We start from the raw sequence: 26,110 nt of genomic DNA on the forward strand, positions 1-26,110 counted from the left end.
CCGGTCATCAGATCTGGTAGTCCAGGGGGACCGGCTGGCCATAGCCGCCGGCGTGGTACAGGAGCGGCGAGCCGTCGTCGCCCACTTCGCCGTCCACAACCTCGACAACCACCACGGCATTGTTCTCGAAGGAGAGCCGCATCTGGATCTTGCCGATCAGCCAGCCGGCGACGTCTTTGAGGATCGGGACCTCGTGCGGGCCAAGTTTCCAGTGGTCCCCGCCGAACCTGTCCTTGGTGCGCGCGAAACGGTCTGCAAGCGCCTGGTTTTCCAGGCCCAGCATGTGGACACCGAGATGGGTGGCGTTGGCCACGGCCGGCCAGGAACTTGAACTGCGGGCCATATTGAACGTGAACCGCGGCGGCTGCGCGGAAAGTGACGCCACGGACGTGGCGGTGAAGCCGTAGGGCTCGCCCTGGTAGTTCACGGTGATGATGGCGACCCCGGCCGCATGCCGCCGGAACATTTCCTTGAAAGGGCCCTCGAACGGCGTTTTGTCTGTCATCGTAAAATTTGCTCCCTGGAAAGCAGGCTGGAATGGACTCTTCCTTAAGGGTATTGGTACCCGCCGGACGGGGAGCAATCCCTGGCCCCGGCACGTCATCTGTCAAGACTGCCCACGTCATCTGACCGGACACGCCGAGATTTGTTAAGGTTTGTTACATGAGAGAACACTTCAGCAGCCGGTCCGCCCGGCTGCCGTGGAAATGCTTTGCCGCTGCTGCTGCCGGTGGTGTTCCTGTCGGCCTGTTGTGGTGGCTGCTTGCCCCAGGTGGCTTGAACCTGATCACGCGTGACCCCGCCCTGGCAGCCGGGACCAACCCGGACGTATGGCTGCCCAGGGACCTCACCCTTGCTGGACTTTGTGTGTTCGCAGGGTGCCTGGTTGCCGTGTTCCTCGCCGATAAAGGCGGCCGCGATGCGCAGGCGGCCTTTCTCCTGGGCCTGGCCGGCGGACTGGGCGGGGCGCTGATCGCGTGGCTGACCGGCGTCCTTGCGGGCCAGCTATGGGGCGGACCCGCAGACACATCGGTCAATGCAAGCGTCGCGTTCACGCTCCGGTCCCTGCCCGTGCTTATTTTGTGGCCGGCCGCGACTGCCGCGTCCGTGTTTGTCCTAAGCCTGATGAACCTGCTCAAGAGCGGGCCCGGGAGCACGGGCACGCCGGTAGCCGAAGGCAGCGCGCCCGGCGCGTAAAATGGACCGGTGACCATTTCTCCTGAATCTTCCGCCACACCTACTGCCGCCGCTGTCAGCTTCCGGACAGTCGACCTTCGCGGCAGGGGTCTGACCCTCGCCGGTTTGCGCGCCGCTGTTCCCCGGGCGCGGCAGCACACCGTGGCAGACGCGGAACAAAAGGTTGTGGACATCATCAAGGCCGTCCGCACGGACGGCTTCACCGCCCTCAGCAACCTGGCACTCCGTTTCGACGGAGTCCAGCAGCTCCACCCCCGGGTCCCGGCAGCCTCCCTGGCCCGGGCGCTGACGGAGCTGGATCCGGCGGTACGCGGCGCGCTGGAAGAATCCATCAGCCGCGCCCGGCGATTCGCGGACGGGCAGCGGCCGCGTGATCTCGACGTTGAACTCGGCGACGGCGCGCTGGTGAGCCAGAATTGGGTTCCGGTTTCTCGGGTGGGTTTGTACGTGCCCGGTGGCCTTGCCGTATATCCGTCGTCGGTCATCATGAATGTTGTCCCGGCCCTGGCTGCGGGAGTGCAGTCCATCGCCCTGGCATCACCGCCGCAGAAAGATTTCGGCGGCCTCCCCCACCCCACCATCCTCGCGGCAGCGGCCCTGCTCGGCATCGACGAGGTCTACGCGATCGGCGGTGCACAGGCAATCGCTGCCTTCGCCTACGGCGTGGAGGCAAACGACTCCGGGCCCGCCTTGGAACCCGTCGATGTAGTCACGGGTCCGGGAAACATTTTTGTGGCGACGGCGAAGCGCCTGGTCAAGGGTGTAGTGGGAATCGATTCCGAGGCCGGAACCACCGAAATCGCCATCCTGGCTGATGCAACGGCGCAACCTGACCTCGTGGCAGCAGACCTGATCAGCCAGGCGGAGCACGATCCCCAGGCGGCTTCCGTGCTCATCACGGACTCGGAGGACCTTGCCGCGGCAGTCCGCACCGAACTGGACCGGCAGGCGGCGGGCACCAAGCACTCCGCGCGCGTATGTGAGGCGCTGTCCGGCCCGCAGTCGGGAGTGGTCCTGGTGGAGGACCTGGAACAAGGCATCGCCGCGTGCGACGCCTACGCTGCTGAACACCTTGAAATCATGACCGCGGATGCGCCGGCGGTAGCTGCCCGGATCCGGAACGCCGGCGCGATCTTTGTGGGGGACTACAGTCCTGTCAGCCTGGGCGATTACTGCGCCGGCTCAAACCACGTCCTGCCCACCAGCGGGACGGCGGCGTTTTCCTCCGGACTGAACGTGACCACCTTCCTGCGTGCCATTCAGGTCATCAACTACAGCCGCGCCGCGCTGCAGGAAGTCAGTGGCCACATTGTGAGCCTGTCCGGCGCCGAGGACCTGCCGGCGCACGGTGAAGCTGTCACGGCACGCTTCCGTCATACCCGCTGATGCAGACGGTCCGCGGCGCAGACTGCAGGCACCACTACATGTGGTAATTACAGGATTGTTATTCCGCAACATGTAGTCGTAAACTGAGAGGCGGAGGGGTCTGCCGGGGCCAGGAACATCGGCACCGGAAGACATCGAGGGAGGGGACACCATGTACTGTCCATTTTGCCGCAATCCGGACTCCCGCGTTGTGGACAGCCGGATGGCCGATGATGGCTCGGCCATCCGCCGCCGTCGGCAGTGCCCGGAATGCGGCCGCCGGTTTACGACCGTGGAAACCACCAGCCTTTCGGTGATCAAACGCTCCGGAGTGGGTGAACCCTTCAGTCGCAGCAAGGTTATCAACGGCGTGCGTAAGGCATGCCAGGGCAGGCCGGTCAGCGAAGATGACCTGGCGCTCCTGGCCCAGGAGGTGGAGGAGCAGATCCGTGCTTCTGGCGCGGCCGAGATCGATGCCCATGAAGTTGGCCTGATCATCCTTGGTCCGCTGCAGAAGCTTGACCAGGTGGCCTACCTTCGCTTTGCCAGCGTGTACCAGGCGTTCGAATCCCTCGAGGATTTCGAGACCGCCATTGCACTGCTCCGCCATGAATCAGTGGAAGAAGTCACACAACGCGCGGCGGCGGACGCCAAGAGCCCCCTTTAAACTCCGGTGGTGGCCGCGGAGGGGAAGCCGCCGCCACCACCGGCACCGGCTGCCCTCGGGCGCCGGTCAATAACCGGTTATTTTGTGAGTTTGTGCTTCACGGCAATTTCGACGGCGGCGCCGACGATCCCGGCCTCATTCTTGAGTTCGGCCGGCACAATCGGGGTCCGCAGTTTCATGTGCGGCAGGTATTCGTCGGCGCGCTTGGAGATGCCGCCGCCCACGATGAACAGTTCGGGCGAGAAGAGAAACTCCACGTGGGAGAAGTAGCGCTGCAGCAGCACGCTGTATTCCTCCCAGGTCAGTCCGTCCCGTTCACGGGCCACCGCTGAGGCCTTGCTTTCGGCGTCAAAGCCGTCGATCTCCAGGTGCCCCAGTTCCGCGTTGGGGACGAGCCGTCCGTCGAAGATGAATGCCGAGCCGATTCCGGTGCCCAGGGTGATGACCAGGACAGTTCCGTCCACGCCCTTGCCCGCGCCGTAACGGGCTTCCGCCAGCCCGGCGGCGTCGGCGTCGTTGATGACCTCCACCGGGCGGCCAAGCCGTGCGGTGAGCAACGCGTCAATATCGGTGTTGAGCCAGCTCTTGTCAACGTTAGCCGCCGAATGGACCACGCCATGCTGGATGATGCCGGGGAAAGTCACGCCCACGGGCGAGTCCGCGGCCGGAGCCTCCGGGCGGCTTGAAAGCTCGGCGACCACCTGCGCCACAACGTCCGCTACGGCGTCAGGGGTGGCGGGCTGGGGCGTCGGCACGCGGAACCGCTCACCCAGGAGCTTGCCTTTTTTCAGGTCGACGATGCCGCCCTTAATTCCCGTGCCGCCGATGTCAATGCCGATCAGCGGGGCGTTCTTGTGCGACTTCTCGTCCTTCTTGGCCAATGTTGTTCCGTTCGTGGCTGGGCGGGCTGGTCGGCCGGGCGGCTGACCGGGGAAATTTCAGGGGAGCGTGAGGATTTCGGCGCCGGACTCTGTCACCAGCAGGGTGTGTTCAAACTGGGCGGTCCGCTTGTGGTCCCGGGTGACAACTGTCCAGTCGTCTTCCCACATGTCCCATTCGATGGTGCCGAGTGTCAGCATGGGTTCGATGGTGAACACCATGCCGGTCTCGATCACGGTGTTGTAGGCCGGCGCCGCATCATAGTGCGGGATGATCAGGCCCGTATGGAAAGCTTCGCCGACGCCGTGGCCGGTGAAGTCCCGCACCACGCCGTAGCCGAAACGCTTGGCGTACGACTGGATGGCGCGGCCGATCACGTTGATCTCCCGGCCGGGGGCCACGGCTTTGACGGCGCGGTTGAGTGATTCCCGGGTGCGCTCCACCAGCAGGCGCGATTCGTCGTCCACGTCACCCACCAGGAAGGTGTGGTTCGTGTCGCCGTGCACCCCGTTTATATATGCCGTGATGTCGATATTGAGGATGTCGCCGTCCTGGACCACGGTGCTGTCCGGGATGCCGTGGCAGATCACTTCATTCAACGACGAGCACAGGGATTTCGGGAACCCGCGGTAGCCCAGTGTGGACGGATAGGCCTTGTGGTCCAGCAGGAATTCGTGACCCACCTTGTCCAGCTGGTTGGTGGTCACACCGGGCCTGATGTGGTTGCCCACCTCAACGATGGCCTGTGCGGCGATCCGGCTGGCGATCCGGATTTTCTCTACGGTCTCGGCGGACTTGATCTCGGAGCCGGTGAACTTGGCCGGGCCGGGCTTGCCCACGTATTCCGGTCGCGTGATGGACGCTGGAACGGCGAGTTGCGGGCTCACGGTTCCCCGGGTAAGGGTGCCGGTGGGTGCAGTCGAGGCTAGGGAAGGCATAGATTGATCATATAAGGCACCGCATTAGGCCAAGTAACTGGAAGCCCCAAGCTGTCCGCGTCGACGTTTAAGTTACGTGGATCACGGCCGGGCCTCCGCCAGCCGTAACGAGGAGCACCGATGACTGAGTACTGGTACAACGTAAACACCCACGAGGTGGAAGAAGACGCACTCTCGGACTGGAGCCAGCTGATCGGCCCCTACAAAACGCGGGAAGAGGCCGAACATGCCCTCGAAAAGGTCCGGGCCAGGAATGAGTCGTGGGAAAAGGGCGATGACGACTGAACTGCACTCATCTGCCGGCCCGTGACGTGCCAGCGGCCAGAACGGGCCCGCGACCTGCCGGGGCCTAGAAAGAGTGTTCCGGGCCGGGGAACGCACCTGTTCGGACCTCGTCGCCGTACGCCTTCGCCGCGTCACTGAGCGTCGTGCGCAGGTCGGCGTACTGCTTTACGAACTTCGCCATCCTGCCGCCGCGGAACCCGGCCATGTCCTGCCACACCAGCACCTGCCCGGTGGTGGCATTGCCGGCGCCGATCCCCACCGTCGGCACGCTGACCGCCGCGTCAACGGCGGCTGCCGTGTGCGCTGGAACCATTTCCATCAGGACGGCGAACGCCCCCGCCTCAACCAGCGCCACGGCGTCGTCAATCAGGCGCTGCGCATCATCCCCGCGGCCTTGGACCCGGTAACCGCCCAACGCGTGTTCGCTCTGGGGGGTGAAGCCGATATGGGCCATGACCGGGACGCCGGCCTGGACCATGGCGCGGACGGTTTCCGCGTAGTATTTTCCGCCCTCGATCTTCACGGCATGGGCCAGCCCTTCCTTGAGGAACCGGACGCCTGTTTCGACGCCCTGCTGCGCCGAAACTTCGTAACTGCCGAACGGCAGGTCTGCCACCACCAGGGCGCGCTTGGCGGACCGCGCCACGGCGCGGCAGAGGGGGAGGAGCTCATCCACCGTGACGGGCAGACTGGTCTCGTTGCCGAAAACGTTGTTGGATGCCGAATCGCCCACCAGGAGGACCTCGATGCCGGCCTGGTCGAAGATCTCCGCGCTGTACTGCTCATATGCGGTCAGCATGGCGAAGCGTTTACCGTCCCGCTTGGCCTGCTGCAGGTGGTGGATGCGCACCCTGGGTGCGGGCTTCGCATTAATTTCCGACGACGGCGCCAGCACCGGTGCAGGTCCGGTTCCGTAGGGTGCGTGTACTTCAGCGGACGCGCCTGACTCAGAGCTATTGGTGGAGTCCATGGCAAGAGCGTAATGCGGCACCGGCAGTCCTAGCCACCGCAGACGGGCCAACGGACCGTGATCCGTGTCATATTCAGCTGCCCGTCGGAGCATATTTGCCACCCGTGGGCGCGGCTGGCCGTGGTTGCCGTGTTAACGCTGTGTTAAGCGCGGTGCGGTCGCCCGCATTGGAGCCGATTGCTTAGTAAAGTAATGGTGAACTGCTGCCGGCCGCCGCTTCCGCGGGCCCGGGGCATGAACGATTGACCGGAGAAGAGGCCATCATGGACCGCCAGCAAGAGTTTGTCCTGCGCACAATCGAGGAACGCGACGTACGGTTCGTACGTTTGTGGTTCACCGACGTCGTAGGTTCACTCAAATCGGTGGCACTTGCCCCGGCCGAGGTCGAAGGGGCCTTTGAGGAGGGACTCGGTTTCGACGGTTCAGCCATCGAAGGCCTGGCGCGCGTGTTCGAATCGGACATGCTGGCACAACCGGATCCGTCCACCTTCCAGATCCTGCCGTGGCGTGGCGAGACGGAACAGACGTCGAGGATGTTCTGCGACATCCTGACTCCGGACGGCGAACCGTCGGCCGCGGATCCCCGCAATGTCCTCAAGCGCACGCTGGCCAAGGCCGCGGACATGGGCTTTACCTGCTACACCCACCCGGAGATCGAGTTCTACCTCCTCAAGTCCCAGCAGCCCGGGCCCGACGGCGCGCCCATACCCGTTGACGAGGGCGGCTATTTCGACCACGTGCCCGGCGGCGTGGCGCAGGACTTCCGCCGCACGGCCGTGACCATGCTGGAATCCGTGGGTATTTCGGTGGAGTTCAGCCACCATGAAGCCGGTCCCGGCCAGAACGAGATCGACCTGCGCTACGCGGACGCCCTGCAGACCGCGGACAACATCATGACCTTCCGCACGGTGATCAAGGAAGTGGCCCTCCAGCAGGGCACTTACGCCACGTTTATGCCCAAGCCCTTCACCGACCACCCCGGCTCCGGGATGCACACGCACTTCTCGCTGTTCGAGGGTGACGCTAACGCTTTTTATGAGGCGGGCGCCGAATTCCAGCTCTCCAAAACCGCCCGCCAATTCATCGCAGGCATCCTGAAGCACGCCCCCGAATTCACCGCTGTGACCAACCAGTTTGTGAACTCCTACAAGCGGCTCTGGGGTGGCGGCGAAGCACCGAGCTACCTCAGCTGGGGGCACAACAACCGTTCGGCCCTGGTCCGGGTCCCGCTGTACAAGCCCGGCAAGGGCCAGTCGGCCCGCATCGAATACCGCGGCATTGATTCAGCAGCGAACCCCTACCTTGCCTATGCTGTCCTGCTGGGGGCCGGACTGAAGGGGATCGAAGAAGGCTACGAGCTGCCCGCCGCAGCAGAGGACGACGTCTGGTCACTCAGCTCCGCCGAGCGTCGCGCCATGGGCCACGACCCCCTGCCCGCCAGCCTTCACGATGCCATCAGGTCCATGGAGGACTCCGAGCTGATGCCGCAGATCCTCGGTGAGCAGGTCTTCGAGCACTTCCTGCGCAACAAGCGTGCCGAATGGCAGGACTACCGGCTCCAGGTGACGCCTTACGAACTGCAGCGCAACCTCGGCATTCTTTAGGCGGCGGTGAGCCTCGCACGCCGCCTCATCTCAGCCGGCTTCAGTGACCTGGAGAAGGGTGAGCGCTTCCTTGCTGCCCCGGAGCTGATTGGCCTTGACCAGGACAGAATTTTCACCGGCCTGCAGCTTGCCGCCAACCCCGACACCGCCCTGCAGTCACTGGTGCGGCTGATTGAAAAGCACCCGGGTCTCCGGGAACTGGCGGCGGCCGATCCGGAGATCAGCGAGCCGCTCTACAGGGTGCTCGGGGCCTCCGAAGCGCTGGGGGAATTCCTTATCCGGCACCCGGAACACCTCGATGCCTTCGAAGTAACCGCCAGTCCCGAGCCATTGCAGGCAGATCCGGAGCAGCTCCGCTCTGTACTCCTGAAATCTGTCCGCGCGGAACCCTCGTCAGCCCGGCCCGTGGCAGGAGTGACCGGAACCGAAGCTTATGCGGCGCTGCGGTCGGCGTATCGCCGCGGGGTGGTGGACCTGGCGGTCAAGGACATGTGCGCCGCTGACCCGCTGGACTTTATGCCCGCCGTCGGGGCTGAGCTCGCTGATCTGGCGGGGGCCGCGATCGAAGCTGCGCTGGCAGTTTCCCGTGCCGAGGCTGCTGAGCAGTTCAGCGCCAGGGAAGTGGCCGCCGTCGGTCTGGCCGTCATCGGGATGGGCAAATGCGGAGCGCGGGAACTGAACTATATTTCCGACGTCGACGTCATCTACGTGATCGACGCCGGCGACCTCGATGACGCCCGTGCCAACACCATCGGCACAGCCTTGGCCGCCGGCATTTCCCGGGCCATCTCGTCGGTGGCACGTGAGCCCGGTCTCTGGGAAGTGGACGCCAACCTGCGTCCGGAGGGCAAGTCCGGCCCCCTGGTCCGAACCCTCGCGTCGCACGAAAGTTACTACGCGCGCTGGGCGGAAAGCTGGGAATTCCAGGCACTCCTGAAGGCCCGGACCATCGCCGGCGACAGGGACCTGGGGGAGCGCTACGAGAAGGCCGTGACTCCACTGATCTGGAGCTCCGCGGGCCGTGAAGGGTTTGTGGAGTCCGTGCAGGCGATGCGCCGCAGGGTCACCGAGCATATCCCGGCGGCGGAGGAACAGCGGCAGATCAAGCTTGGCCGGGGCGGCCTCCGGGACGTCGAGTTCACCGTGCAGCTGCTCCAACTGGTGCACGGCAAATCCGACGAAACCCTCCGCCGCAGGGATACCACCGCAGCGATTGCGGCCTTGTCCGCCGGGGGCTACATCGGCAGGACCGACGCCGCCGCTTTCGACCACGCCTACCGATACCTGCGGCTCCTGGAGCACCGCATCCAGCTGTTCCAGCTCCGGCGGACGCACCTGATGCCCGTGGGCGAGGCGGCACAGCGAGCCCTTGCAAAGGCAGTCCTTAGCCCTTTCTCCAATGACAGGCCACCACCGGCTTCGCTGCTGGCCACCTGGCAGAAGACCAAACGCTCTGTCCGTGAACTGCACGAGCGTATTTTCTACCGGCCGCTGCTGAATACGGCAGCCAAACTCAGCACCGAAGACGCCAGGCTGACGCCTGAGGCCGCCCAGGGCCGCCTTGCCGCACTGGGCTATCGCGATCCGAGGGGAGCGATGCGGCACATTGAGGCGCTGACCGCAGGTGTCAGCCGGCGCGCGGCGTTGCAACGCCAGCTGCTGCCCATCCTGCTGGACTGGCTCGCCGAAGGCGTTGATCCCGACGCCGGGCTGCTCGCGTTCCGGCGCGTCAGTGAGGCCCTTGGCACTACCCACTGGTACCTGGGCATGCTCCGCGATTCCACCGCCGCGGCCGAACGGTTATGCAACGTTCTCTCCAACTCACGGCTGATCGCTGACCTGTTGGAGGTGTCGCCGGAATCGGTGGCATGGCTGGGCACCAACAAGGACCTTGCGCCATTGAACTTCGAAGCCCAGTGGCAGGAAATCACGGCCAAAATGTCGCGGCACTCGGACCCCGAAAACGCCATCAGGCTGATCCGGCTGATCAGGCGCAGGGAGATCCTGCGGATCGCGATCGCCGATTCTGCCGGGCTGCTCAACCAGGACCAGGTGGGCGCGGCACTGGCGGACACCGACCGGGCAGCGGTGCTGGGCGCCCTGCGTGTGGCCGAAGGAATCATCACCGCTGAGGGACCGCTGAAGACCGCGATGCTGGTGGTGGCCATGGGCCGGCAGGGCGGCCGCGAGATCGGCTACGGCTCCGACGCCGACGTGATGTACGTGCACCGCGCGTTGCCGGGCTATACCGACGAGGAGGCGCAGGATCAGGCGGCCCGGATTGTGGCCAAGGTCTCCAGCCTGCTCACACAGCCACTTAAACCGGCCATTATGGCCGAGCGTGTACTGCAGATGGACGCGGATCTTCGGCCCGAAGGCAAGAACGGCGCCATGGTCCGCTCCCTCGATTCGTTTGCCGAATATTACCGCCGCTGGTCGTTGATCTGGGAGGCGCAGGCGCTGTTGCGGGCCCGGCCCATGGCGGGCGACGACGCCCTGGCCGAGGACTTCCTGTCGCTCATCGACCCGATCAGGTACCCGGCGTCGATTTCGGAGCAGGATGTCCGGGAGGTGCGCAGGGTCAAGGCGCGGGTGGAATCGGAGCGGTTGCCGCGCGGGGCGGACCCCGCACGCCACCTGAAGCTTGGCCGCGGGGGGCTGAGCGACGTTGAGTGGCTGGTACAGCTGCTCCAGCTCCAGCACGCTGCCAGGCACCCGGAACTGCGGACAACGTCCACGGTGGAGGCCCTTGAAGCCGCGGCTTCACTGAACCTGCTCACGGCTGCCGACGCAAAGCTGCTGGCCGAGGCGTGGCGGCTCGCCAGCAGGATCCGGTCCGCCAACGTCATTTGGAGCGGCAGGGCTTCGGACCTGCTGCCATCTGCGCGGGGGGACCTGGAGGCGGTGGCCCGCTGGTGCGGCTACGCACCAGGCCACGCGGCCGCCCTGGAAGAGGACTACCTCCGGCTGAGCCGGCGTGCCCGGGGTGTGTTCGAAAAAGCCTTCTACGGCCATTAGCTGCTGTTTGGGTCCTCCCCGGAGGGCTGAAGACAGTCGCGGAGGCTCGGTGCTAGGTTGGGGGCCATGGCAACGCAAATTTATGTGAACCTGGCCGTTAAGGACCTGAAGCGGTCCGTCGATTTCTTCACCGCCCTGGGCTTCTCGTTCAACCCGGACTACACCGACGAAAACGCGACCTGCATGATCATCAACGACAACGCCTTTGTTATGCTCCTGGTAGAGGGATTCTTCAAGACCTTCACCTCCAGGGACGTGGCCGACGCCACCAGTTCCACCGAAGCCATCATGGCCTTTTCGGTAGACAGCAAGGAAGGCGTCGACGCAACCGTACGCAAGGCGTTGGCCGCTGGCGGCACCCCGTCGCAGGAGGTCCAGGACTACGGCTTTATGTACAACCACAGTTTCCAGGACCTGGACGGGCACCTGTGGGAGGTACTCTGGATGGACCCTGCCGGTCCACCTGCCGACGACGGAACTCCCGCCGGATCAGACGGACAGCCCACCTGAAAACCCGGGTTGATTCTGTCTGGCTCATCGCCCTGGATGACCTCGACGGTGATGCCCTTGCCATCCAGCTGGGTGAGGTAGCCAACCTTGAACTGGGCCCAGGACAAAGCAGCTTCGTGGGTGACCCGCTCCGCATGGTCCTGGCGGGACTGGAGGAGGATTCGCGGTTCCCGTATGTCGTGGAGGCTGCGGGCTACGCAGTCGGCGTGCTGACCCTCCAGGCCGGTGCCGCGCGCCTGGCCGGCTGGCCGGACGAGGATTCTGCGTGGCTGCTCCGCGGTTTCCTGATCGACAGGCGCCACCAGGGGCAGGGCCTCGGACCGCTGGCGGCCACGTCCGCAGTGGACGCCGCCGCGAAACTGACCGCCAGGCGCGGAACCCACGAGGCCGGCGTCGTGCTTTCCGTCAACGAAACCAACCCGGCCGGCCTGGCCGCATACCGGACCGCCGGCTTTGTGGACCAGGGGCAGTACCTGGGCGGCAGTTCCGGACCGCAACGGACCATGTACCGGAGCTTCACATAATAGTCTTCGGCGGTTTGCATTGCCTCCGGCTCAACATTGACGGATCATGTGGATTGGCGGTGTTCTTCAAACCTTGTTGGGGGGAAGGCTTGAAAAGTCTTCGTCTCGGGGAGCACATGTCAGGGGGCTGGCTCCTGGTCTCAGCACGTCTGGAGGCAGCCCCCACCTAAAGAGCCAAAAAAGTCCGCCCGGGCTGCAGCACTGATGCTGGCAGCCCGGGCGGACTTTTTGGCGGACTGAACGGGTTCAGCCGCCCATCGTGCTAGACGCCGTAGTAGAGCTCGAACTAAACAACGGTGGTTGGCTGATGCTGGACGCCGTAGGAATCCGCTAGATTCCGGGGTTTTCATGGTTGGTTCTGATGGTCTGAAATTGCCCGTTTGCGGACCTCTTGCGGACTTTCTGCGGACTGATGGCGTGATGGTCACGGTCACCGCATCGGCACCACCTATGATCAGGACATGAAACGAATATTGGGGGTAGCCGCTGCTGCGGCGGCGTGCTTGTTAGCGGTGTCGGCCTGTGCTCCGGCGGCTGCGGAGAAAGACGCCACTTATCGAGACTTGGACGGCTTGATTAGCGCTGTGCAGGCGACTGGATTGAAGTGTGAGGGTCAGCTTCAAAAGTTCCCTGACGGCTCTAGCGAGTACCGCACATGTGGCATGCACGGCCTGGCTGCTATCTGCGCAACAACCGCCGAGCGAGATCGTCAGGTCAAGATGAATGCGGGATCAAAGGATTCGGTCATGGTCGTTGGTTCGAACTGGATTGTCAGGGCACCTCTCGGTGACGCCAAAGTTGTCAACGACATGATGGGCGGAACCCTCCGCGAGTGATCTGATTTAGCACGCCTGCGCTACTTCACTTAACGAGGGAAGGCCCCGGCCGGTCGTGAGACTAGCCGGGGCCTTCTTGGCCTATTCGCTATTGGGGGATGCGAATAGGCCAATCGCCACACTACACGTCTAGCGGCGTCCGCCTGCCACGGTGGCAACATTGTTGAGTTTCGCGTCTGTGACACTGCCCGCGACAACCTCAATGCGGGCGTCGATCTGTTCGTTGCCGATGAACACCCGCACGTCGGGCGCTGAGACGTTTGTTGTCCCTGCACCGCCCATAACCGCGGCCGGTGCCGATGCCCCGTACATGGGACGCACGCCGCCATCCAGCGCAGCCCTTCGCATCTGGTACATGGCCGATTGTCCGCCGACAGCATCGACTTCCTGCGCGGTCCATACGTGCTCACCGCGAGCCAGCCGGTAGGTGTCCTTATCGACACCCTTTGGCCCCGAACCGTCGATCGCTCCACCACCAGCACGCCCCGGAGTCAGCGCCGTCATGGACGGGTCGTCAGCGTAGCCGCCGCCAGCAACTTGCTTGTTGATGTGGTTGATGACGACGTCCACGGACTTGCCCTGGATACCGTCGATGGCACGCTTGATCTCCTGCGCCTTCGCCATCGTGTCCGCGAAGTTCTGGATCGCCGTGTTGATTGGCACATCCTTGGGGATGCCCATGACCTTGCGGGCCATGGTGTCCGCTTCGCCGCCCGTGATGCCGAACTTTTCGGCTGCCTTGATCAGGGAGTTGTAGGTGCCCTCAAGTTGAGCCTGGACTTCCGGTTGGGTTGCCCCCGCCCTTGCCATCGCCTCAGCCGACCGGAGACCAGCCCCGGCAATGCCGTCGAACGCCGCCTCGTTAGCGCGGCCCTTTTCGGTGCTGATGTCCAGGGTGGTGCCGTTCGTCTTGATCGCCTCATCAAGGGCATCAAGTGAGGCTTCGAAAGCTCTTGCGGCGTCCTTCGCTGAGAGGGTAATGAGCCCCGAAGCGATCATTGAAGCGACGAGCCTGTCAAGGTGGAGGATCGCCCCATCAGCGGCGATACCTAGGTCATCCAAAGCCTTCTGCTGCGCCTCGGTCGCCTTGGCCGCGATCTCTGCCATCTTCGCCTGACCCTCGGTGGAGTTCATGGCGTCCTTCATTTTCTGCGGAACCTGACCAACAGCCAGGTTCAAAAGATCCTGCTCAGTGATCGGCACCTTCAAGTCATTTGCCATGCCCTTGAGCGCGTCCCGGTATCCCGGCAGGTAATCGAGGGCATCCTTCGCGCCCTTGCCGTTCTTCTCAAACTCGGTCGTGAGCTGCTTGAAACCTTTAGCCGCAAGGTCGGCGCCGCCCGTCTTGACGAGGTTACCCATCGCGTCCCCAAGGCCCCTGAGACGGTTTTCCAACTGCCCAATCTCACCCTTCGGCAGACCGATAAAGTCAGTGAACCCCTGGAAGAACTTGTTCCCGGAATCGTCAAAGGTTTGATTGGTCAGGCGCTTCACCGCGTCCGAAAGATTGTCTACCTTGCTTACGTCGATGCCGTTGACCTTATCGAACTTCCCAAAGATCGAATCTAGGCCGGCGCCGTCCCCCTTGCCCACCTTCAGCAGGGCCTGCCCATAGTCATCCAAGGACTTGCCGCCCTTCTCCGTGAGCGTGGCGGCGGCGATCTGTAACGCAACAACACCGGCCGCGGCAACGCCCGCAGCCTTCCCGATAGACCCCAAGGCGCCGGCAGTCTTCGGGGATGCATCCCTCAGCGACTGGACAGCACTCACCGTGTCACTGATCTTGGGAATGACCGTCAGCAGCGCCCCGCCTAGCAACAGCCCTGCACCAGTCACGCCGGCAACGGCCATACCCGCGCCCTTCACCGGCTCGGGCAAGCTGTTGAACGCGCCTATCGTGTCCGTGAGGCCTTGAACCACCGGCCTGAGGAACCCATCAGACGCCGCGCCCATCTCAATAAGCCCGGTTTCGAATGATGCCTGCAATTTCTTAAAGTCGCCATTGAGTGAATCCATCTTGCCCGCGGCCTGCGTGGCGGCGAACCCCTGATCATTCACGTCAGAAATCAACTTGCGGATCCCGGTCGAACCTTCCTTCATAAGGACGGCGGCGGAACGCATAGCATCCGTACCAAAGATCGTAGACAGTGCGGCGCTACGCTGCGCATCTGACAGCGGCCCGAGCTTGTCATGCAGCTGCCCCGCGAGGTCAGCAACACCCTTGAAGTTACCCTTCGCGTCATACGCGCTAATGTTGTACTCGTCCAGCGCCTTCTGCGCAGCCTTCGACGGTGACGCAAGCGCTAGGAACATGGTCTTCATGGACGTGCCAGCGTCGGAACCCAAAAGGCCAGCGTTAGCGAATGCCGCAAGCGTACCGACCGTGTCATCAATCGTGAGCCCGAACTGGGATGCGATCAGGCCACCCTGCTTCAGCCCGTCGCCAAGCTCAGAGACGCCACCGAGCGCCTTGTCAGCACCCGCGGCCAGAAGGTCAGCGACGTGCGGCACGTCCTTGCCCTTGAGGTTGAACTGGGTCAGTGCGATAGTTGCAATCTCAGTAGCCTTGCCCACGTCAATCTGACCGGCCGCAGCAAGAGCCAGAGCGCCAGGCAATGCCCCGCCCATCATCTCCTTCACCGAGACTCCAGCCTTCACCAACTCAATCTCAGCGTCAGCCACGTCATTAGCTGACAGACCAAACGCCGTACCCATCGACAATGCCGAGTTGGTGAGTATGTCCATCTCAGCCGCAGACGCATGGGAAAGAGACTGGACCTGAGCCATGCGCCCCGAAAATTCACTGTACGCAGCCACCGCAAAGCCGATGCCAGCCAGGACAGCGCCGCCCATAATCGCGGCGTCCCTGCCCACCGACTCCATGTGTCCGCGGTTGGCATCGACAAAGCCTCTTGTCTGCTTCGACGCCTTTTCAGCATCCGTCCCGTACTTCGAGAAACCCTCCCCCGCCTTGCCAAGATCCTGCTCAGCCTTCGAGAGCCCCTTGGATAGCTCGGTTGTATCCGCCCGGACCTTTACGTCAATTACATGTTCATTAGCCACGTGAATCCTCCTTTGACTGTTGCGCCCGGCTCGCTGCCAGGACTTCCTCGAACCGCTCGTCGTGGTCCGCGTATCGTGTTTTGATGCCACGGCGAGCGAACCAGTCAGCAAACTTGGTTCGCCGCGCCGCTTCCGCCGTCTGCTGCCTCTCAGCGGCGGCGGGATCCATTCCTAAACGGCCGTTCTTCGGAACGGTGAAGGAATCGAAGAGGTTGTTCGATGGCAGCAACTCCGCCGGCAGGACGTCAGCGGACGGTGGGCGGGGCACCGCGCGCCGCTTAGCCACCGGATGCCCGCCTGCCCTTTGCCGAATCCCAGCGAGCCCGTGCGGCCTTACTGGCATCCTCAGAAATGGAACGCTCCGCCGCCGTCTGATGCTCGTCATCCTCCGATGGCAACGCCAGCGCCTTGACCATCCGCTCAAAAGCAGCCCGCGCCTGGCGCACCTCTAGAAGTGCCGGATTCACCACCAACTGACCTGTACTGCCCTTCACCATCGGGCCGTGCTCATTAGCCGCCGCCTTGAGCGCGTCGATCTCGTCCAGCGTCCGGCACGCCTCCTTCAATACCTCAAGTTCGGCCGAATCAAGCTCGAAACCCTCGGTAATCAGCACCCAAAACGCCCTACCACGGGCATTTAGCCCGCTCGGTGCCCTAACTTTTGCCATCAAAACTCCCTAGAAATCAACGAAACCAAGCCCGAAAGGGCGAAAAATGGGCGATGCTGCGTGCGTCTGAGAAGAGCACCCTACCCGGCGCGTCAAAAGCAGGGGTGCACCCTGGGGTCCCCGGTGGTGCCTGTTGGCCTTGCCTGTGGGGGTGGCGCCGCCTGCCGGTTCCGTGGTTGGCAGGCGGCGCCGTGGCACGCTTCACGGGTCATGGTGGAGTCGCGCCGGTTCATGTCAGGACTCGCTGTCCTGTGGTGTGACCACCGGAGTTTCATCAACATCGGTGGTGAGCTTGGCGTTCTCTGCGTGGATGGATGCCATCAGCACCTGTTCGGGGGTGGTGACAAGGTGGATGACGGTGTGCTGTTCGGGTGCGTTGACCGGTTGGCCGTTGCCGTCGATCTGCGGCATCCCTGCATTGATTCGGGCGATGGTTGCCATGATGTCGCCGGGGGTGTGGCGGATGGTCTGCTGCGGGCTACTTGTCGTCATCGTTGAACAGCTCCTGCTTGAGGTTGGTTACGAGGTCGTTGATATCCACGCGGATGAGGTGGGGGCGGTCGCCGTTGCGGGATGCGGTGACCAGTTCAGTGAGAACGAATCCGGGGATGGGCTGGTACTGGTTGCGGTGATACCAGCCGCGGATCATGTCGAACTCGTTGTATTCGGCGTAGGCCTTCTGGAAGGCGTCAAGGGCGTCACGTGTGACCTTGGCGAGTTTGCGGGCCTGTCCTGCTGCTGACGGGTCTGCGTCGGCTTCATCCCTGAGGGTCCAGAACTCGGCGTAGGCCTGGGTGATGGCGGCGTTGATCCCGTCGAGTTCATGCTGTGCGGTGGCGATGTCCTGGGCGAGCTGGCGTTGAGCGTCCTGAACAACCACGCCTTTCTTGCCCGCCCGAACCTGCTTACCGTGTTCAGCGAGATCTGCGGCTTTAGCGGCAGCGGCGTGCTCGTCGCTGGTGAACTCGTTGACCTTGTTGACGGCGTCGCGCTGGCGTCCGGAGAGGCCCCGGATTTCGGTGATGACCTTGGCGAGTGCCGGGGGCAGGAGTTCGAGGGGCGGCACGTCGTGGATGGCGGCGTAAGTGACGTCAGAGGGTGCGGAGTTGGGGCGTGTGCGTGTCATTTGGATTCTTCTTTCTGAGTACGGCGGTCTGAGTCGATGGTGCTGGTCGTGCTGGTGGCGGCGAGTTCGCGGGCGCGTCTCTTTTTGACGCCAGGATCGTGGGCTTGCTTTGCCATTAGTTGGTCTCCTTTGGGGTCTGGGGCTCATAAGCGGCCCTGAGGGTAGCTAGACGGGACTCCGCGAGCAACGCCCGGTTCATCCATGCGCGCATGTCCTGGTGGGCCTCCTGGGCCTTATCCCGGAACCTGTCGCAGAGTTCGATGCACTCGGCCTTGCTGAGCTTCATAACGGCAACAGACGGCGGTGGTGTGGTGGTCATCGGGCCTGCTCCTGCTGCCACTGCTTTTCTTGGGGGATCCAGACGTCCAGGACGGTGGCGACGTCGGTGCGCAGGACGGTCGCGGAAGTGTAGGAACTGACGCCGGGAAGTGTCATCCAGTAGTTGCCTTTACGGATGCTGAGAACCGCGCTCTTGACGAAGGGGTAAACCTGTTCCTGTAGCCAGTCGCGGGCGGACTCTGGGGGGTCTGAGGCGTTCCACCTGTCCAAGACGATGGTGCAAGCTGATGGCCCGTAGCCGTTGGGGTTCACTCTGACGCTGAGCCAGGGCTGACGGCCGTCTACTGGACCGCCTATGGGGACCGTGTAGTAGCCGCCCGTGCGCCGTCCGCCGTGCTTGACGATGGCTTCATGAAATGCCGTGCGTAGTTCCTTCGCGGTGGTCAAGATGCTTCCCTTTCGCTGAGTGTGTCCGACTGTGTCCCGACTGTGTCCCGGACACGGTGAGTGTGTGTGTCCCCGTTCGTTTCTTTAGAACGGGACACACTCACACTGCTTTTAGACTGGTGAGTGTGTCCCCGGCTGGGTAAGGGTGGATTAGGTGGTGGAGGTGTGAATTTCGGGGGCCTTGCTCTATGCGGATGTGTCCGAGCTGCACCAGATCCGTGATGGCCTTTTCGATGGTTTCCCTCTTGCCTCTGACGCAGGCGTTGATGCTTCGGAATGAGAGAGCCTTTCCTGAGTCCTGGAGGGTCTGCGATATCTGCCCCATGAGCGCCGTGGGCTGCCAGTTGGTCCCGGAACCTTCGTCCACGCTGCGGGGCGCTTCCAGCCGGTAGTGGATCTTGCCCGGTTCGGTGGAGTCGAACACTGCCACCGCGATTTCCTGAGTACGGTCTGACTTCCGCCAGGTTCCGGCGTTCGGTCTAACCTGTCCGGGGCGGTCCTTGCCGATGCGCAGGGCTATGCGCCCGATCATGCCCACTCCTCCGGGTTCGATCACTTCCAGGCCGTAGGCGGCTCCGGTGAGGTAAGAGAGCTTGGCTTGGGCTCCGATGGCGAACCGTCCGCGGCCCTCCTCTGACTTGGTGACGTGGTCGATGAGGAACACGGCCGCCCCGGTTTTGTCAGCGATCCTGCGGGGGATCTCCCGTCCCCAGCGGGTTACTTCGTCGTTGTCGATGCTCTTGACTCCGAAGATGGCGAACGCTTCCGTTATGCCGTCGATGATGGCGAGCCCGTAGTCGCGCTGCAGTAGTCCGTGGAAGGCTAGGCGTTCCTGTTCGGTTCCGGCGGGGTGCATCTGGGGGCGGACGTAGTGGAAATAGTCCTTGATCTGTTCCGGGCGTGCTCCCAACATGAGAAGCCGGTTGATTACCGCGCCCTGGTCGGACTCGCAATCGATGTAGAGCACGTCTATGCCCTCATTGACGCTCCGGGCTGATTCGGCCTGAGCGACCATGGATTTCATGGACTCAGATTCGCCGTTGAGCGCGTGAACCAGTGCCGGATAGCCAAGACAGACGCCGTCTTCCCGTTCCATGTAGGTAGGCTGCGGGGCCTGGTGAGTGCCGTTGAGGACGGCGGTTAGGTCGATGGGTTCCCATGTGGCGGGTTCCCTCTCGGAAACATCCTCACCTTCCGCTGCCCTGGACTGCCAGTGTTCCTCCGGCGGGGCTGCGTAGTCGTCCGTCACGCGGCGGCCTCCAATTCCTTCATGTAGTCGGGGTCATGTACGGCGAGCCAGCGCAGGAGCTCCCAGTGCCGGTAAGTGGCTACGCTGATCATCCGTGCGGCCTACTCGCCTTCAGTGACGCCGGCAGCCTGCGCGGCCTGGATTAGTGCTGTGCCGAGTTCGAGGGCTTCAGTGGGCGTCAGGTCCCGGTCCTGGACGGTCCAGACGTTGATGCAGTGGCCGGTGTCGAACTTCCATCCCGGCGTGAGGATCCAACCGCGGTTCATCGTCTCGTCAGCAACCCATAGGTCATCGCAACCCGGTGCCAGGGTGTAGCCGGCCGGCGGCATCGGGATGGGGCCGGCTTCCCTTTCGAGCTCGTCCATTAGCTCGACAATGTTCAGGCCCTGCTTTTCGGCCATGTCGCCGAGCTCTCGCACTGTGGCGGGCCAGTTGGTAGCATTAGTCATTGGAATCATCCTTTTCGTAGGTGTTTTCGGTGGCGGCGTCGGTGTTCTTCTTGGCTGAGGAACCGGCGTCGCTTTCTTTTTTGATGTACGGGTTCTTAGCCGCTACCGCTGCGTCATTCAGCGGGCCGGTGTGGCTGGTGCCGTGCCAGTAGCCGGACTCCCAAGCGGCCGCCAGGTCAGCCTCGCTGTAGGTTCGGACGCTCATCCCGTCACCTGGGCCGCGTTGTGCTTGAAGTCCATCCAGCGGCGGGCAACGCCTTCCCCTACCGGGTCCGCGTATGTCAAGCGCCGGTAGGATTCGGGGTCATTCTTGGCCAGGTAGTCGCCAGCCAGTTTCTTGGCCCGCCTGACGCTCATGACCGTGCCGGCTTCGGCGGCCGCGGCGAGAATCCATCCTTTGATTTGGACGAAGCTCGGGGGATTTTCGGGCATGCTGGTATCTCTTTTCTCAGCTTGTGGGCTTGCCGTCTGACAACGGTCCTTGTGGTGCTGGACTTGCGGTGGACTTATGCCGACTTCGCTTCGCCTTCAAATGCGGCGTTGATCCAGTCGATAACGTCCTGTTCCCGGTACATCACGCGACCACCCAGCTTGGCGCAGCGCGGGCCGGTGCCGTTGTGACGCATCCACCGAATCTGAGCCGGGGTCTTGCGCAGCATCTCGGCCACCTCGTCCAGCGTTAGCAGCTTGATTGCTCGTGCGCGCTCTTGTTCAGTGATCAGTTGGACTGTCATGGCTTGCTCCCTCTGTCGTCGTCAACCTCTAATCGGTTGAACCGATATTGATATAGAATCATGGATTGTTGGATCGGTCAACCTATAATCGGTTGATTTAGGGTATGTTGGTGCAATGGCAACAGATGATCCAAAAGACCTTTGTTATGGGCTGAGCACCAGCTTGGACGGTCGCAAGTACCGAATCGGCATTAATTGGTTTGCCCCCGAAGCCGTGGAAGGGGTTGGCGAGTTATTCGGGCACCACGCACGTGAGCGCCGCGAATACTTGAACTTGTCTCAGCAGGCGGTAGCGGCCTACATGAAGGATTTCTTCAAGATCCCGTGGCACCAGACGGTTGTGGCGAAGATCGAGTCGGGAGAGCGCAGGGTGAAGCTGAACGAGGCGATGGCGCTGGCGTACACCTACGGGATGCCGCTCGATAATCTAGCCGGTGGCATCTTGGTCCAGGACAAGTCGCGGCTAGTGCCGTTGGACGAGGGGGGAGAAGATGGCGAGCATTCAGAAGAGGGATAACGGTTCCTGGCGTGCCCGATACCGCGATGACGCGGGGAAGGAACATGCCCGGCACTTCACGCGGCAGAAGGATGCAAAGGCGTGGCTCGATGAGGTTACGGCGTCGGTGGTCACAGGGACTTATGTGGATCCGAAGACGGCGCTGACCACTGTTCAGGAGTGGTCGGTTATCTGGCTGAAGGGCTACGAGAACAACCGGCCCTCCACTGTCCGCCAAGCGAAAACGCACCTAAAGCGGATCAATGCGGCGTTCGGGAATCGGGCGCTGAAGAGCGTACGGCCGTCAGAGGTCAAGGCGTGGACTGCGAAGCTCAGTGATGAGGGCCTGGCTGATTCCACGATCTACGCGCTGCATTCGCGCATGGGGCAGCTCTACAGCGACGCCGTGCACGATGGGCTGTTGCCGAAGTCGCCGCTGAGCCGTCGCACGGCGCCGAAGGCAGGGGAGCAGCGGCCCTATGTAGCCACAACGGAACAGGTCTGGGCACTGCATGACGCGATGCCGGACGGCCTGCAGCCTGCCGTGCTGCTGGCGGCGTTCGCTGGGCTTCGTGTTGCTGAGGCCGTGGCGCTGCGGGTTTCTGACGTGGATTTCATGCGCGGAATTGTCGCGCCGGCCATCCAATATCCGGGCGTTGAACTGAAGACCAAGGAATCCAGGACGCCTATCCCGATTCCTCAAAATCTATGCCTTGAACTGTCGGTGAATCACACGCGCTGGGGGAGTGAAACGCTCGTCACTAACGCATGGGGCCGGGCCATCTCGCCTCACCGGCTGGAACACTACTTCCGGGAAGCGCGGGCCACGGTCAAGGATCTTCCTGAAGGGTTCAGGTTCCATGACCTCCGGCACTACTTCGCATCGCTACTCATTGCCCAGGGCCTTGACGTGAAGGTGGTTCAGAAGAGCCTCAGGCACTCGTCAGCGAAGACGACGCTGGACACCTACGGGCATATGTGGCCGGACAAGGAAGAGTCAGCCAGGGCGGCGGTAGCCGGCGTGCTGCGGGAGCGGCTGAGCTCGCGGACTGAGCAGCACGGCTGAGCCTGTCAGGGCACAACAAAAGGCCGGCCCTGGGTGGTGAAACCTGGGACCGGCCTTCGCTGTATCTGGATTCTTGCGGACTGTGTGCGGACTATGCCCGCTTCAGCCGCGTGTTCTAGCTAGACGCCGTAGTAGAGCTCGAACTCGTACGGGTTCGGGCGCAGGGACAGCGGGCGGATCTCGTACTCGTACTTGTACTCGATCCAGGTGTCGATCAGGTCCTGGGTGAACACGCCACCGGCCTGCAGGAACTCGTTGTCCTCGCGCAGGGCCTCCAACGCCTCTTCCAGCGAACCAGGAGCCTTCGGGATGTCCTTGGCTTCCTCGGCAGGCAGCTCGTAGAGGTCCTTGTCGATCGGCGCCGGCGGTTCGATGCGGTTGCGGATGCCGTCAATCCCGGCCATCAGCTGGGCAGCGAAGGCCAGGTAGGGGTTGGACGAGGGGTCCGGAGCGCGGAACTCGATGCGCTTGGCCTTGGGGTTGGAGCCCGTGATGGGGATACGGATCCCGGCGGAGCGGTTGCCCTGCGAGTACACCATGTTGACCGGAGCTTCGAAGCCCTTGACCAGGCGGCGGTAGGAGTTCACCGTCGGGTTGGTGAAGGCGAGAACGGCCGAGGAGTGCTGCAGCAGGCCGCCGATGTACCAGCGGGCCATGTCGGACAGGCCGGCGTAGCCCTTTTCGTCGTAAAACAGCGGCTCGCCGTTGGTCCACAGCGACTGGTGGCAGTGCATACCCGAACCGTTGTCGCCAAAGACCGGCTTCGGCATGAAAGTCACGGACTTGCCCCAGGAATCGGCCGTGTTTTTGATGACGTACTTGAACTTCTGCAGGTCGTCCGCGGCGTGGGTCAGGGTGGTGAACTTGTAGTTGATTTCAGCCTGGCCGGCGGAGCCTACCTCGTGGTGGCTGCGCTCGACCTCGAGGCCTGCCTCATCCAGGGCGATACACATGGCGTCGCGGAGGTCAGCCTGCTTGTCGGTGGGGGAAACCGGGAAGTAGCCGCCCTTGATGGGCGTCTTGTAGCCGAGGTTTCCGCCCTCTTCTTCGCGGCCGGTGTTCCAGTGTGCTTCTTCGGAGTCGATCTTGTAGAAGCTGCCCTCGGGGGAGGACTGGTACTGGACGTTGTCGAAGACGAAGAATTCGGCCTCCGGAGCGAAGAACGCGGTGTCGGCGATGCCCGTGGAGGCGAGGTAGGCCTCAGCCTTTTCGGCTACGCCGCGGGGATCGCGGTGGTACGGGTCTCCGGTGCGGGGGTTCACGATCGAGAAGTTCAGCGCAAGGGTCTTTTCCATGCGGAACGTGTCCAGGAATGCGGTGGTAACGTCCGGGATCAACTGCATGTCGGATTCGGCGATGCCCTGGAAGCCGCGGATGGAGGAACCGTCGAAGAGCTGGCCGTTGATGAAGAAGTCCGCGTCGACGCTCTTGGCCGGCACGTTGAAGTGCTGCTGCACACCCGGGAGGTCGGTGAAGCGGATATCGACGAATTTAATGTCTTCGTCTTTGATGAACTTGAGGACTTCGTCCGCAGTCTTGAACATCTATGCTCCTTACGCATATGTAATATCTGGCTGGCAAGCCAACTGATCCAGCGCAATCCGAAGGGCAGGGAAACCTGGTTTCCCTGCTTGGGAGGTATTGCTTGAAACTGCTATCAGCCTATGGACACGTCATTTCCCGTCAGTGTCCACATTGTTTCGGGCAGGTTACAGAATGCCCTGTTGAGGTTACAGAATTGTCCTGATCAGGTAACGCTATCCGGTGTCCACAGTGTGGTCCAACGGTTTCCACTCTGTGGTCGGCGGTGAGTCGGTAAGCTTGGACGGTGGTAGATCGCAATGATATTGGTTCCTGGCTCAGCGGACCGGACACGTCCGGCATCTCAAGGTACCCGGGGGAGCGGTTGGGAATGCCCGAATCCGGTTCCGGCTCCATGGCCAGGGCAGGCAGGCGCTTCCTCGCCATCGCCCTTGACTGGGGGATAGCCCTGCTGATCAGTAACTTTGCCTTTGGCGGTGACTCCTGGGCCACGTTGGCGGTATTTGGCTCGGAACAGATGCTGCTCGTGGGCACCCTTGGTTACAGCATCGGCCACCGCATGGCCGGGATCCATGTGCTGCGCCTGGGCGGCGGGCCCGCTGGTCCGATGGCCGCCGTGGTGAGGTCAGTGTTGCTGTGCTTGGTGATTCCTGCCGTAATTTTCGATCCGGACCAGCGGGGACTGCACGACAAAGCGATGAATACCGTTCTCGTCAGACGCTAGCAGGGTCCATGCGCCTGGCGATGGCGGTGTGCCGGCACCTCGCGGCGCGGGAATACAGTGCCGTGCCGGGTCAGACCCCCGCCGTTTCCTTCGTCCCGGCAGGAACGGCCGTGCTTGGTGTCAGGTAACCGCGCTTTCCGGCCCAGCGTTCGAACGCGACCGTGGCGAACGGGATCACTGCCGACAGCCCCGCGAACAGGGCCACCACGAAGTGCCACCGCTGGAGCCGCCACAGGGCGAGGGCGGCGATGCCGTAGCCCACAAACAGCGCACCATGGATAGGGCCGGCGATCTCCACGCCCAGTTCGGTGGTTTTGGCGATCCACTTGAAGTACATGCCAGCCAGCAGCGCAGCCCAGCTGAAGCCTTCGGCAACCGCCAGGACGCGGAAGGCCCGGATAACAAGGGTTCTAACGGGAATCGTCATGTAGCTACTTCCAATCAATGTCCCGCCTGGTTGGGCGGCGTCCGGCAGACAAAAACCGCCCTGGTTCCGGTCAAGCCGGGAACCAGAGCGGTTCAAGAGTTTTAGCGTCCGCGGTTGGGGCGCGCTTTGTAAGGGTCGATTCCCTTGGGAATCGGGAGGCGGTTGCCCAGCGAGGAAATACGCTTGGAGACCGCATTCACCTCAAGCTTGGTCAGTTCATTCTTCAGCTTGCCCATTTTCTTGGCTACCTGGCTGATGGGAACCTGGCCCTCGCCGCGGCCGCTTTCGATCATGTGGACCGTGACGTTCGGGAGGATGCGCGCAAGGCGTTTACGCTCGGCGTCGAGCATTGGCTTGACGCGGATGGTGGGGCCTTCGCTGACGAGGACGACGCCGGGACGGCCGACGGCGCGGAACACGGCGTCCTGCGTGCGCGGGTTTACGGCGACCGGCTGGTCCTCGGTGATCCAGCCGCGCTTCAGCGTGCCCAGTGCGGCGCCTGAGGCTCCCGGCTGGTTCTCGATCTGGGCGAAGGCGGCGCGTTCGGCACGACGCGAGAGGATCAGGGTGGCGCCGAGGAGGCCCAGCGGAATGCCGATGAGCAGTCCAGTGATCCAGTTTTCCAGCCAATAACCCACCAGGAAGCTGACAGCCACAACACCCAGAAACACCAGCAGCATCAGCCACGGGACCATGGGATCATGGCGGCGGGTCATGTTAAAGACTTCGCCGATCTGCTTGAGCCGGCTGGGCTTCTTGACCTTTGCCTGTTTTGGCTTGCGCGAGAAGAGGCCACGTTTCGGGGCGTCAGAGGCCGCCGGAGTGCTGTTACTGGAATCAGGGGTGTTCGCCATAGTTCCTCAATTCTACGTGATTTATGCCTGCGGGCCGGACACCGGAGAATGTCCGGTGCCGGCCCGCAGGGATACCAAACTACGGCTTAGGAACGGGCTGCCAGCAGTGTGCTGGCTTCCTGGCGGGTGCTGCCGGAGGACTCGATGTGGGCGAGCTGGGCGGGGATTTCCCAGCCCTTCTTGCGCATCGCGG

The 26,110-nt window shown here is 63.0% G+C and carries 30 protein-coding genes and 1 pseudogene; 11 read left to right on the forward strand and 20 right to left on the reverse strand.

Annotated elements, in window-relative coordinates:
- Nucleotides 1–7 precede the first annotated feature (7 nt).
- Entirely contained in the window at nucleotides 8–505 is a 498-nt protein-coding gene (locus QK290_RS10540; RefSeq protein ID WP_282330614.1) for a flavin reductase family protein, read from the reverse strand.
- A 158-nt stretch (nucleotides 506–663) separates the two neighbouring features.
- Here QK290_RS10540 and QK290_RS10545 point away from each other — a divergent pair, with 158 nt between their 5' ends.
- The 3 genes from QK290_RS10545 to nrdR all read left to right on the forward strand — a co-directional run bounded on the left by QK290_RS10545 (nucleotide 664) and on the right by nrdR (nucleotide 3,229).
- Complete coding sequence (locus QK290_RS10545) at nucleotides 664–1,197, forward strand: hypothetical protein (RefSeq protein WP_282330615.1); 534 nt, start codon at nucleotides 664–666, stop codon at nucleotides 1,195–1,197.
- A 9-nt stretch (nucleotides 1,198–1,206) separates the two neighbouring features.
- Nucleotides 1,207–2,583: a histidinol dehydrogenase gene (gene hisD, locus QK290_RS10550; RefSeq protein ID WP_282330616.1), complete on the forward strand. Its 1,377-nt coding sequence runs from the start codon at nucleotides 1,207–1,209 to the stop codon at nucleotides 2,581–2,583.
- Nucleotides 2,584–2,734: 151 nt separating this feature from the next.
- Complete coding sequence (gene nrdR / locus QK290_RS10555) at nucleotides 2,735–3,229, forward strand: transcriptional regulator NrdR (protein WP_282330617.1); 495 nt, start codon at nucleotides 2,735–2,737, stop codon at nucleotides 3,227–3,229.
- 77 nt (nucleotides 3,230–3,306) lie between these two features.
- Here the strand turns inward: nrdR and ppgK are convergent, their stop codons facing one another.
- On the reverse strand, nucleotides 3,307–4,110 hold the full coding sequence (gene ppgK / locus QK290_RS10560; protein WP_185263238.1) for a polyphosphate--glucose phosphotransferase: 804 nt from the start codon (nucleotides 4,108–4,110) through the stop codon (nucleotides 3,307–3,309).
- Nucleotides 4,111–4,167: 57 nt separating this feature from the next.
- A complete protein-coding gene (gene map, locus QK290_RS10565) occupies nucleotides 4,168–5,046 on the reverse strand; it encodes a type I methionyl aminopeptidase (protein WP_282330618.1) in 879 nt (292 codons plus the stop codon).
- A 120-nt stretch (nucleotides 5,047–5,166) separates the two neighbouring features.
- Here map and QK290_RS10570 point away from each other — a divergent pair, with 120 nt between their 5' ends.
- On the forward strand, nucleotides 5,167–5,331 hold the full coding sequence (locus QK290_RS10570) for an SPOR domain-containing protein (RefSeq protein WP_185263240.1): 165 nt from the start codon (nucleotides 5,167–5,169) through the stop codon (nucleotides 5,329–5,331).
- Nucleotides 5,332–5,395: 64 nt separating this feature from the next.
- On the opposite strand, the gene panB is transcribed toward QK290_RS10570, so the two are convergent.
- Nucleotides 5,396–6,301 (reverse strand): 3-methyl-2-oxobutanoate hydroxymethyltransferase, encoded by a 906-nt coding sequence (gene panB, locus QK290_RS10575; protein WP_282330619.1) that lies wholly within the window; start codon nucleotides 6,299–6,301, stop codon nucleotides 5,396–5,398.
- Between the two features lie 263 nt (nucleotides 6,302–6,564).
- Between panB and glnA (QK290_RS10580) the strand changes: the two genes are divergently transcribed.
- From glnA (QK290_RS10580) to QK290_RS10595, 4 genes are all read left to right on the forward strand, one after another.
- A complete protein-coding gene (gene glnA, locus QK290_RS10580; protein WP_282330620.1) occupies nucleotides 6,565–7,905 on the forward strand; it encodes a type I glutamate--ammonia ligase in 1,341 nt (446 codons plus the stop codon).
- 6 nt (nucleotides 7,906–7,911) lie between these two features.
- Nucleotides 7,912–10,923 (forward strand): bifunctional [glutamine synthetase] adenylyltransferase/[glutamine synthetase]-adenylyl-L-tyrosine phosphorylase, encoded by a 3,012-nt coding sequence (locus QK290_RS10585; protein WP_282330621.1) that lies wholly within the window; start codon nucleotides 7,912–7,914, stop codon nucleotides 10,921–10,923.
- A 66-nt stretch (nucleotides 10,924–10,989) separates the two neighbouring features.
- A complete protein-coding gene (locus QK290_RS10590) occupies nucleotides 10,990–11,433 on the forward strand; it encodes a VOC family protein (RefSeq protein WP_282330622.1) in 444 nt (147 codons plus the stop codon).
- Entirely contained in the window at nucleotides 11,430–11,957 is a 528-nt protein-coding gene (locus QK290_RS10595) for a GNAT family N-acetyltransferase (protein ID WP_282330644.1), read from the forward strand. The genes QK290_RS10590 and QK290_RS10595 overlap by 4 nt, the downstream gene beginning before the upstream one ends.
- Nucleotides 11,958–12,922: 965 nt before the next feature.
- On the opposite strand, the gene QK290_RS10600 is transcribed toward QK290_RS10595, so the two are convergent.
- The 12 genes from QK290_RS10600 to QK290_RS10655 form a co-directional block, all read right to left on the reverse strand.
- On the reverse strand, nucleotides 12,923–15,856 hold the full coding sequence (locus QK290_RS10600) for a phage tail tape measure protein (protein ID WP_282330623.1): 2,934 nt from the start codon (nucleotides 15,854–15,856) through the stop codon (nucleotides 12,923–12,925).
- On the reverse strand, nucleotides 15,849–16,124 hold the full coding sequence (locus tag QK290_RS10605) for a hypothetical protein (RefSeq protein ID WP_282330624.1): 276 nt from the start codon (nucleotides 16,122–16,124) through the stop codon (nucleotides 15,849–15,851). The genes QK290_RS10600 and QK290_RS10605 overlap by 8 nt, the downstream gene beginning before the upstream one ends.
- A 10-nt stretch (nucleotides 16,125–16,134) precedes the next feature.
- A complete protein-coding gene (locus QK290_RS10610; protein WP_282330625.1) occupies nucleotides 16,135–16,470 on the reverse strand; it encodes a P27 family phage terminase small subunit in 336 nt (111 codons plus the stop codon).
- A gap of 288 nt (nucleotides 16,471–16,758) precedes the next feature.
- Nucleotides 16,759–17,016, reverse strand: coding sequence for a hypothetical protein (locus QK290_RS10615; protein WP_282330626.1), 258 nt, complete (start codon nucleotides 17,014–17,016; stop codon nucleotides 16,759–16,761).
- Complete coding sequence (locus QK290_RS10620) at nucleotides 17,003–17,650, reverse strand: hypothetical protein (protein ID WP_282330627.1); 648 nt, start codon at nucleotides 17,648–17,650, stop codon at nucleotides 17,003–17,005. Before QK290_RS10620 ends, QK290_RS10615 begins: the two co-directional genes overlap by 14 nt.
- A gap of 115 nt (nucleotides 17,651–17,765) precedes the next feature.
- Nucleotides 17,766–17,969, reverse strand: a complete 204-nt coding sequence (locus QK290_RS10625) for a hypothetical protein (protein ID WP_282330628.1) — start codon at nucleotides 17,967–17,969, stop codon at nucleotides 17,766–17,768.
- Complete coding sequence (locus tag QK290_RS10630; protein ID WP_282330629.1) at nucleotides 17,966–18,376, reverse strand: hypothetical protein; 411 nt, start codon at nucleotides 18,374–18,376, stop codon at nucleotides 17,966–17,968. Before QK290_RS10630 ends, QK290_RS10625 begins: the two co-directional genes overlap by 4 nt.
- A 100-nt stretch (nucleotides 18,377–18,476) precedes the next feature.
- The gene (locus tag QK290_RS10635) at nucleotides 18,477–19,625 is read right to left on the reverse strand and encodes an AAA family ATPase (protein ID WP_282330630.1); all 1,149 of its coding nucleotides are present in this window, start codon (nucleotides 19,623–19,625) and stop codon (nucleotides 18,477–18,479) included.
- Between the two features lie 101 nt (nucleotides 19,626–19,726).
- Nucleotides 19,727–20,074: a hypothetical protein gene (locus QK290_RS10640; protein WP_282330631.1), complete on the reverse strand. Its 348-nt coding sequence runs from the start codon at nucleotides 20,072–20,074 to the stop codon at nucleotides 19,727–19,729.
- Nucleotides 20,067–20,279, reverse strand: a complete 213-nt coding sequence (locus QK290_RS10645; protein WP_282330632.1) for a hypothetical protein — start codon at nucleotides 20,277–20,279, stop codon at nucleotides 20,067–20,069. The genes QK290_RS10640 and QK290_RS10645 overlap by 8 nt, the downstream gene beginning before the upstream one ends.
- Nucleotides 20,276–20,506, reverse strand: coding sequence for a hypothetical protein (locus tag QK290_RS10650; protein ID WP_282330633.1), 231 nt, complete (start codon nucleotides 20,504–20,506; stop codon nucleotides 20,276–20,278). Before QK290_RS10650 ends, QK290_RS10645 begins: the two co-directional genes overlap by 4 nt.
- A gap of 74 nt (nucleotides 20,507–20,580) precedes the next feature.
- Entirely contained in the window at nucleotides 20,581–20,808 is a 228-nt protein-coding gene (locus QK290_RS10655; protein ID WP_282330634.1) for a helix-turn-helix domain-containing protein, read from the reverse strand.
- A gap of 115 nt (nucleotides 20,809–20,923) precedes the next feature.
- Here QK290_RS10655 and QK290_RS10660 point away from each other — a divergent pair, with 115 nt between their 5' ends.
- Nucleotides 20,924–21,325 carry a helix-turn-helix transcriptional regulator gene (locus tag QK290_RS10660; protein ID WP_282330635.1) on the forward strand — a complete coding sequence of 134 codons (402 nt, stop codon included), beginning with the start codon at nucleotides 20,924–20,926 and terminating at the stop codon, nucleotides 21,323–21,325.
- Complete coding sequence (locus tag QK290_RS10665) at nucleotides 21,300–22,370, forward strand: site-specific integrase (RefSeq protein WP_282330636.1); 1,071 nt, start codon at nucleotides 21,300–21,302, stop codon at nucleotides 22,368–22,370. The genes QK290_RS10660 and QK290_RS10665 overlap by 26 nt, the downstream gene beginning before the upstream one ends.
- A 119-nt stretch (nucleotides 22,371–22,489) precedes the next feature.
- Here the strand turns inward: QK290_RS10665 and glnA (QK290_RS10670) are convergent, their stop codons facing one another.
- Nucleotides 22,490–23,914 carry a type I glutamate--ammonia ligase gene (gene glnA / locus QK290_RS10670; protein ID WP_282330637.1) on the reverse strand — a complete coding sequence of 475 codons (1,425 nt, stop codon included), beginning with the start codon at nucleotides 23,912–23,914 and terminating at the stop codon, nucleotides 22,490–22,492.
- Nucleotides 23,915–24,198: 284 nt separating this feature from the next.
- Between glnA (QK290_RS10670) and QK290_RS10675 the strand changes: the two genes are divergently transcribed.
- A complete protein-coding gene (locus QK290_RS10675) occupies nucleotides 24,199–24,636 on the forward strand; it encodes an RDD family protein (RefSeq protein WP_282330638.1) in 438 nt (145 codons plus the stop codon).
- A 70-nt stretch (nucleotides 24,637–24,706) separates the two neighbouring features.
- On the opposite strand, the gene QK290_RS10680 is transcribed toward QK290_RS10675, so the two are convergent.
- From QK290_RS10680 to QK290_RS10690, 3 genes and pseudogenes are all read right to left on the reverse strand, one after another.
- Nucleotides 24,707–25,063 carry a DUF3817 domain-containing protein gene (locus QK290_RS10680; protein WP_282330639.1) on the reverse strand — a complete coding sequence of 119 codons (357 nt, stop codon included), beginning with the start codon at nucleotides 25,061–25,063 and terminating at the stop codon, nucleotides 24,707–24,709.
- A gap of 101 nt (nucleotides 25,064–25,164) precedes the next feature.
- Complete coding sequence (locus QK290_RS10685; RefSeq protein WP_282330640.1) at nucleotides 25,165–25,917, reverse strand: DUF4191 domain-containing protein; 753 nt, start codon at nucleotides 25,915–25,917, stop codon at nucleotides 25,165–25,167.
- A gap of 86 nt (nucleotides 25,918–26,003) precedes the next feature.
- Nucleotides 26,004–26,110 (reverse strand): annotated as a pseudogene (locus tag QK290_RS10690) (lipoyl synthase); the annotation flags it as partial.

Origin of the sequence: Pseudarthrobacter sp. AL07 (genome assembly GCF_029960665.1) — a bacterium.
In the GTDB taxonomy this organism is placed as follows: Bacteria; Actinomycetota; Actinomycetes; order Actinomycetales; family Micrococcaceae; genus Arthrobacter.

Coding starts and splice junctions, on each gene's coding strand:
- QK290_RS10540 (WP_282330614.1), bottom strand. CDS start 505: ATGACAGACAAAACGCCGTTCGAGGGCCCTTTCAAGGAAATGTTCCGG.
- QK290_RS10545 (WP_282330615.1), top strand. CDS start 664: ATGAGAGAACACTTCAGCAGCCGGTCCGCCCGGCTGCCGTGGAAATGC.
- nrdR (WP_282330617.1), top strand. CDS start 2,735: ATGTACTGTCCATTTTGCCGCAATCCGGACTCCCGCGTTGTGGACAGC.
- map (WP_282330618.1), bottom strand. CDS start 5,046: ATGCCTTCCCTAGCCTCGACTGCACCCACCGGCACCCTTACCCGGGGA.
- QK290_RS10570 (WP_185263240.1), top strand. CDS start 5,167: ATGACTGAGTACTGGTACAACGTAAACACCCACGAGGTGGAAGAAGAC.
- panB (WP_282330619.1), bottom strand. CDS start 6,301: ATGGACTCCACCAATAGCTCTGAGTCAGGCGCGTCCGCTGAAGTACAC.
- glnA (WP_282330620.1), top strand. CDS start 6,565: ATGGACCGCCAGCAAGAGTTTGTCCTGCGCACAATCGAGGAACGCGAC.
- QK290_RS10590 (WP_282330622.1), top strand. CDS start 10,990: ATGGCAACGCAAATTTATGTGAACCTGGCCGTTAAGGACCTGAAGCGG.
- QK290_RS10615 (WP_282330626.1), bottom strand. CDS start 17,016: ATGACGACAAGTAGCCCGCAGCAGACCATCCGCCACACCCCCGGCGAC.
- QK290_RS10620 (WP_282330627.1), bottom strand. CDS start 17,650: ATGACACGCACACGCCCCAACTCCGCACCCTCTGACGTCACTTACGCC.
- QK290_RS10625 (WP_282330628.1), bottom strand. CDS start 17,969: ATGACCACCACACCACCGCCGTCTGTTGCCGTTATGAAGCTCAGCAAG.
- QK290_RS10640 (WP_282330631.1), bottom strand. CDS start 20,074: ATGACTAATGCTACCAACTGGCCCGCCACAGTGCGAGAGCTCGGCGAC.
- QK290_RS10645 (WP_282330632.1), bottom strand. CDS start 20,279: ATGAGCGTCCGAACCTACAGCGAGGCTGACCTGGCGGCCGCTTGGGAG.
- QK290_RS10650 (WP_282330633.1), bottom strand. CDS start 20,506: ATGCCCGAAAATCCCCCGAGCTTCGTCCAAATCAAAGGATGGATTCTC.
- QK290_RS10655 (WP_282330634.1), bottom strand. CDS start 20,808: ATGACAGTCCAACTGATCACTGAACAAGAGCGCGCACGAGCAATCAAG.
- QK290_RS10660 (WP_282330635.1), top strand. CDS start 20,924: ATGGCAACAGATGATCCAAAAGACCTTTGTTATGGGCTGAGCACCAGC.
- QK290_RS10665 (WP_282330636.1), top strand. CDS start 21,300: ATGGCGAGCATTCAGAAGAGGGATAACGGTTCCTGGCGTGCCCGATAC.
- glnA (WP_282330637.1), bottom strand. CDS start 23,914: ATGTTCAAGACTGCGGACGAAGTCCTCAAGTTCATCAAAGACGAAGAC.
- QK290_RS10680 (WP_282330639.1), bottom strand. CDS start 25,063: ATGACGATTCCCGTTAGAACCCTTGTTATCCGGGCCTTCCGCGTCCTG.
- QK290_RS10685 (WP_282330640.1), bottom strand. CDS start 25,917: ATGGCGAACACCCCTGATTCCAGTAACAGCACTCCGGCGGCCTCTGAC.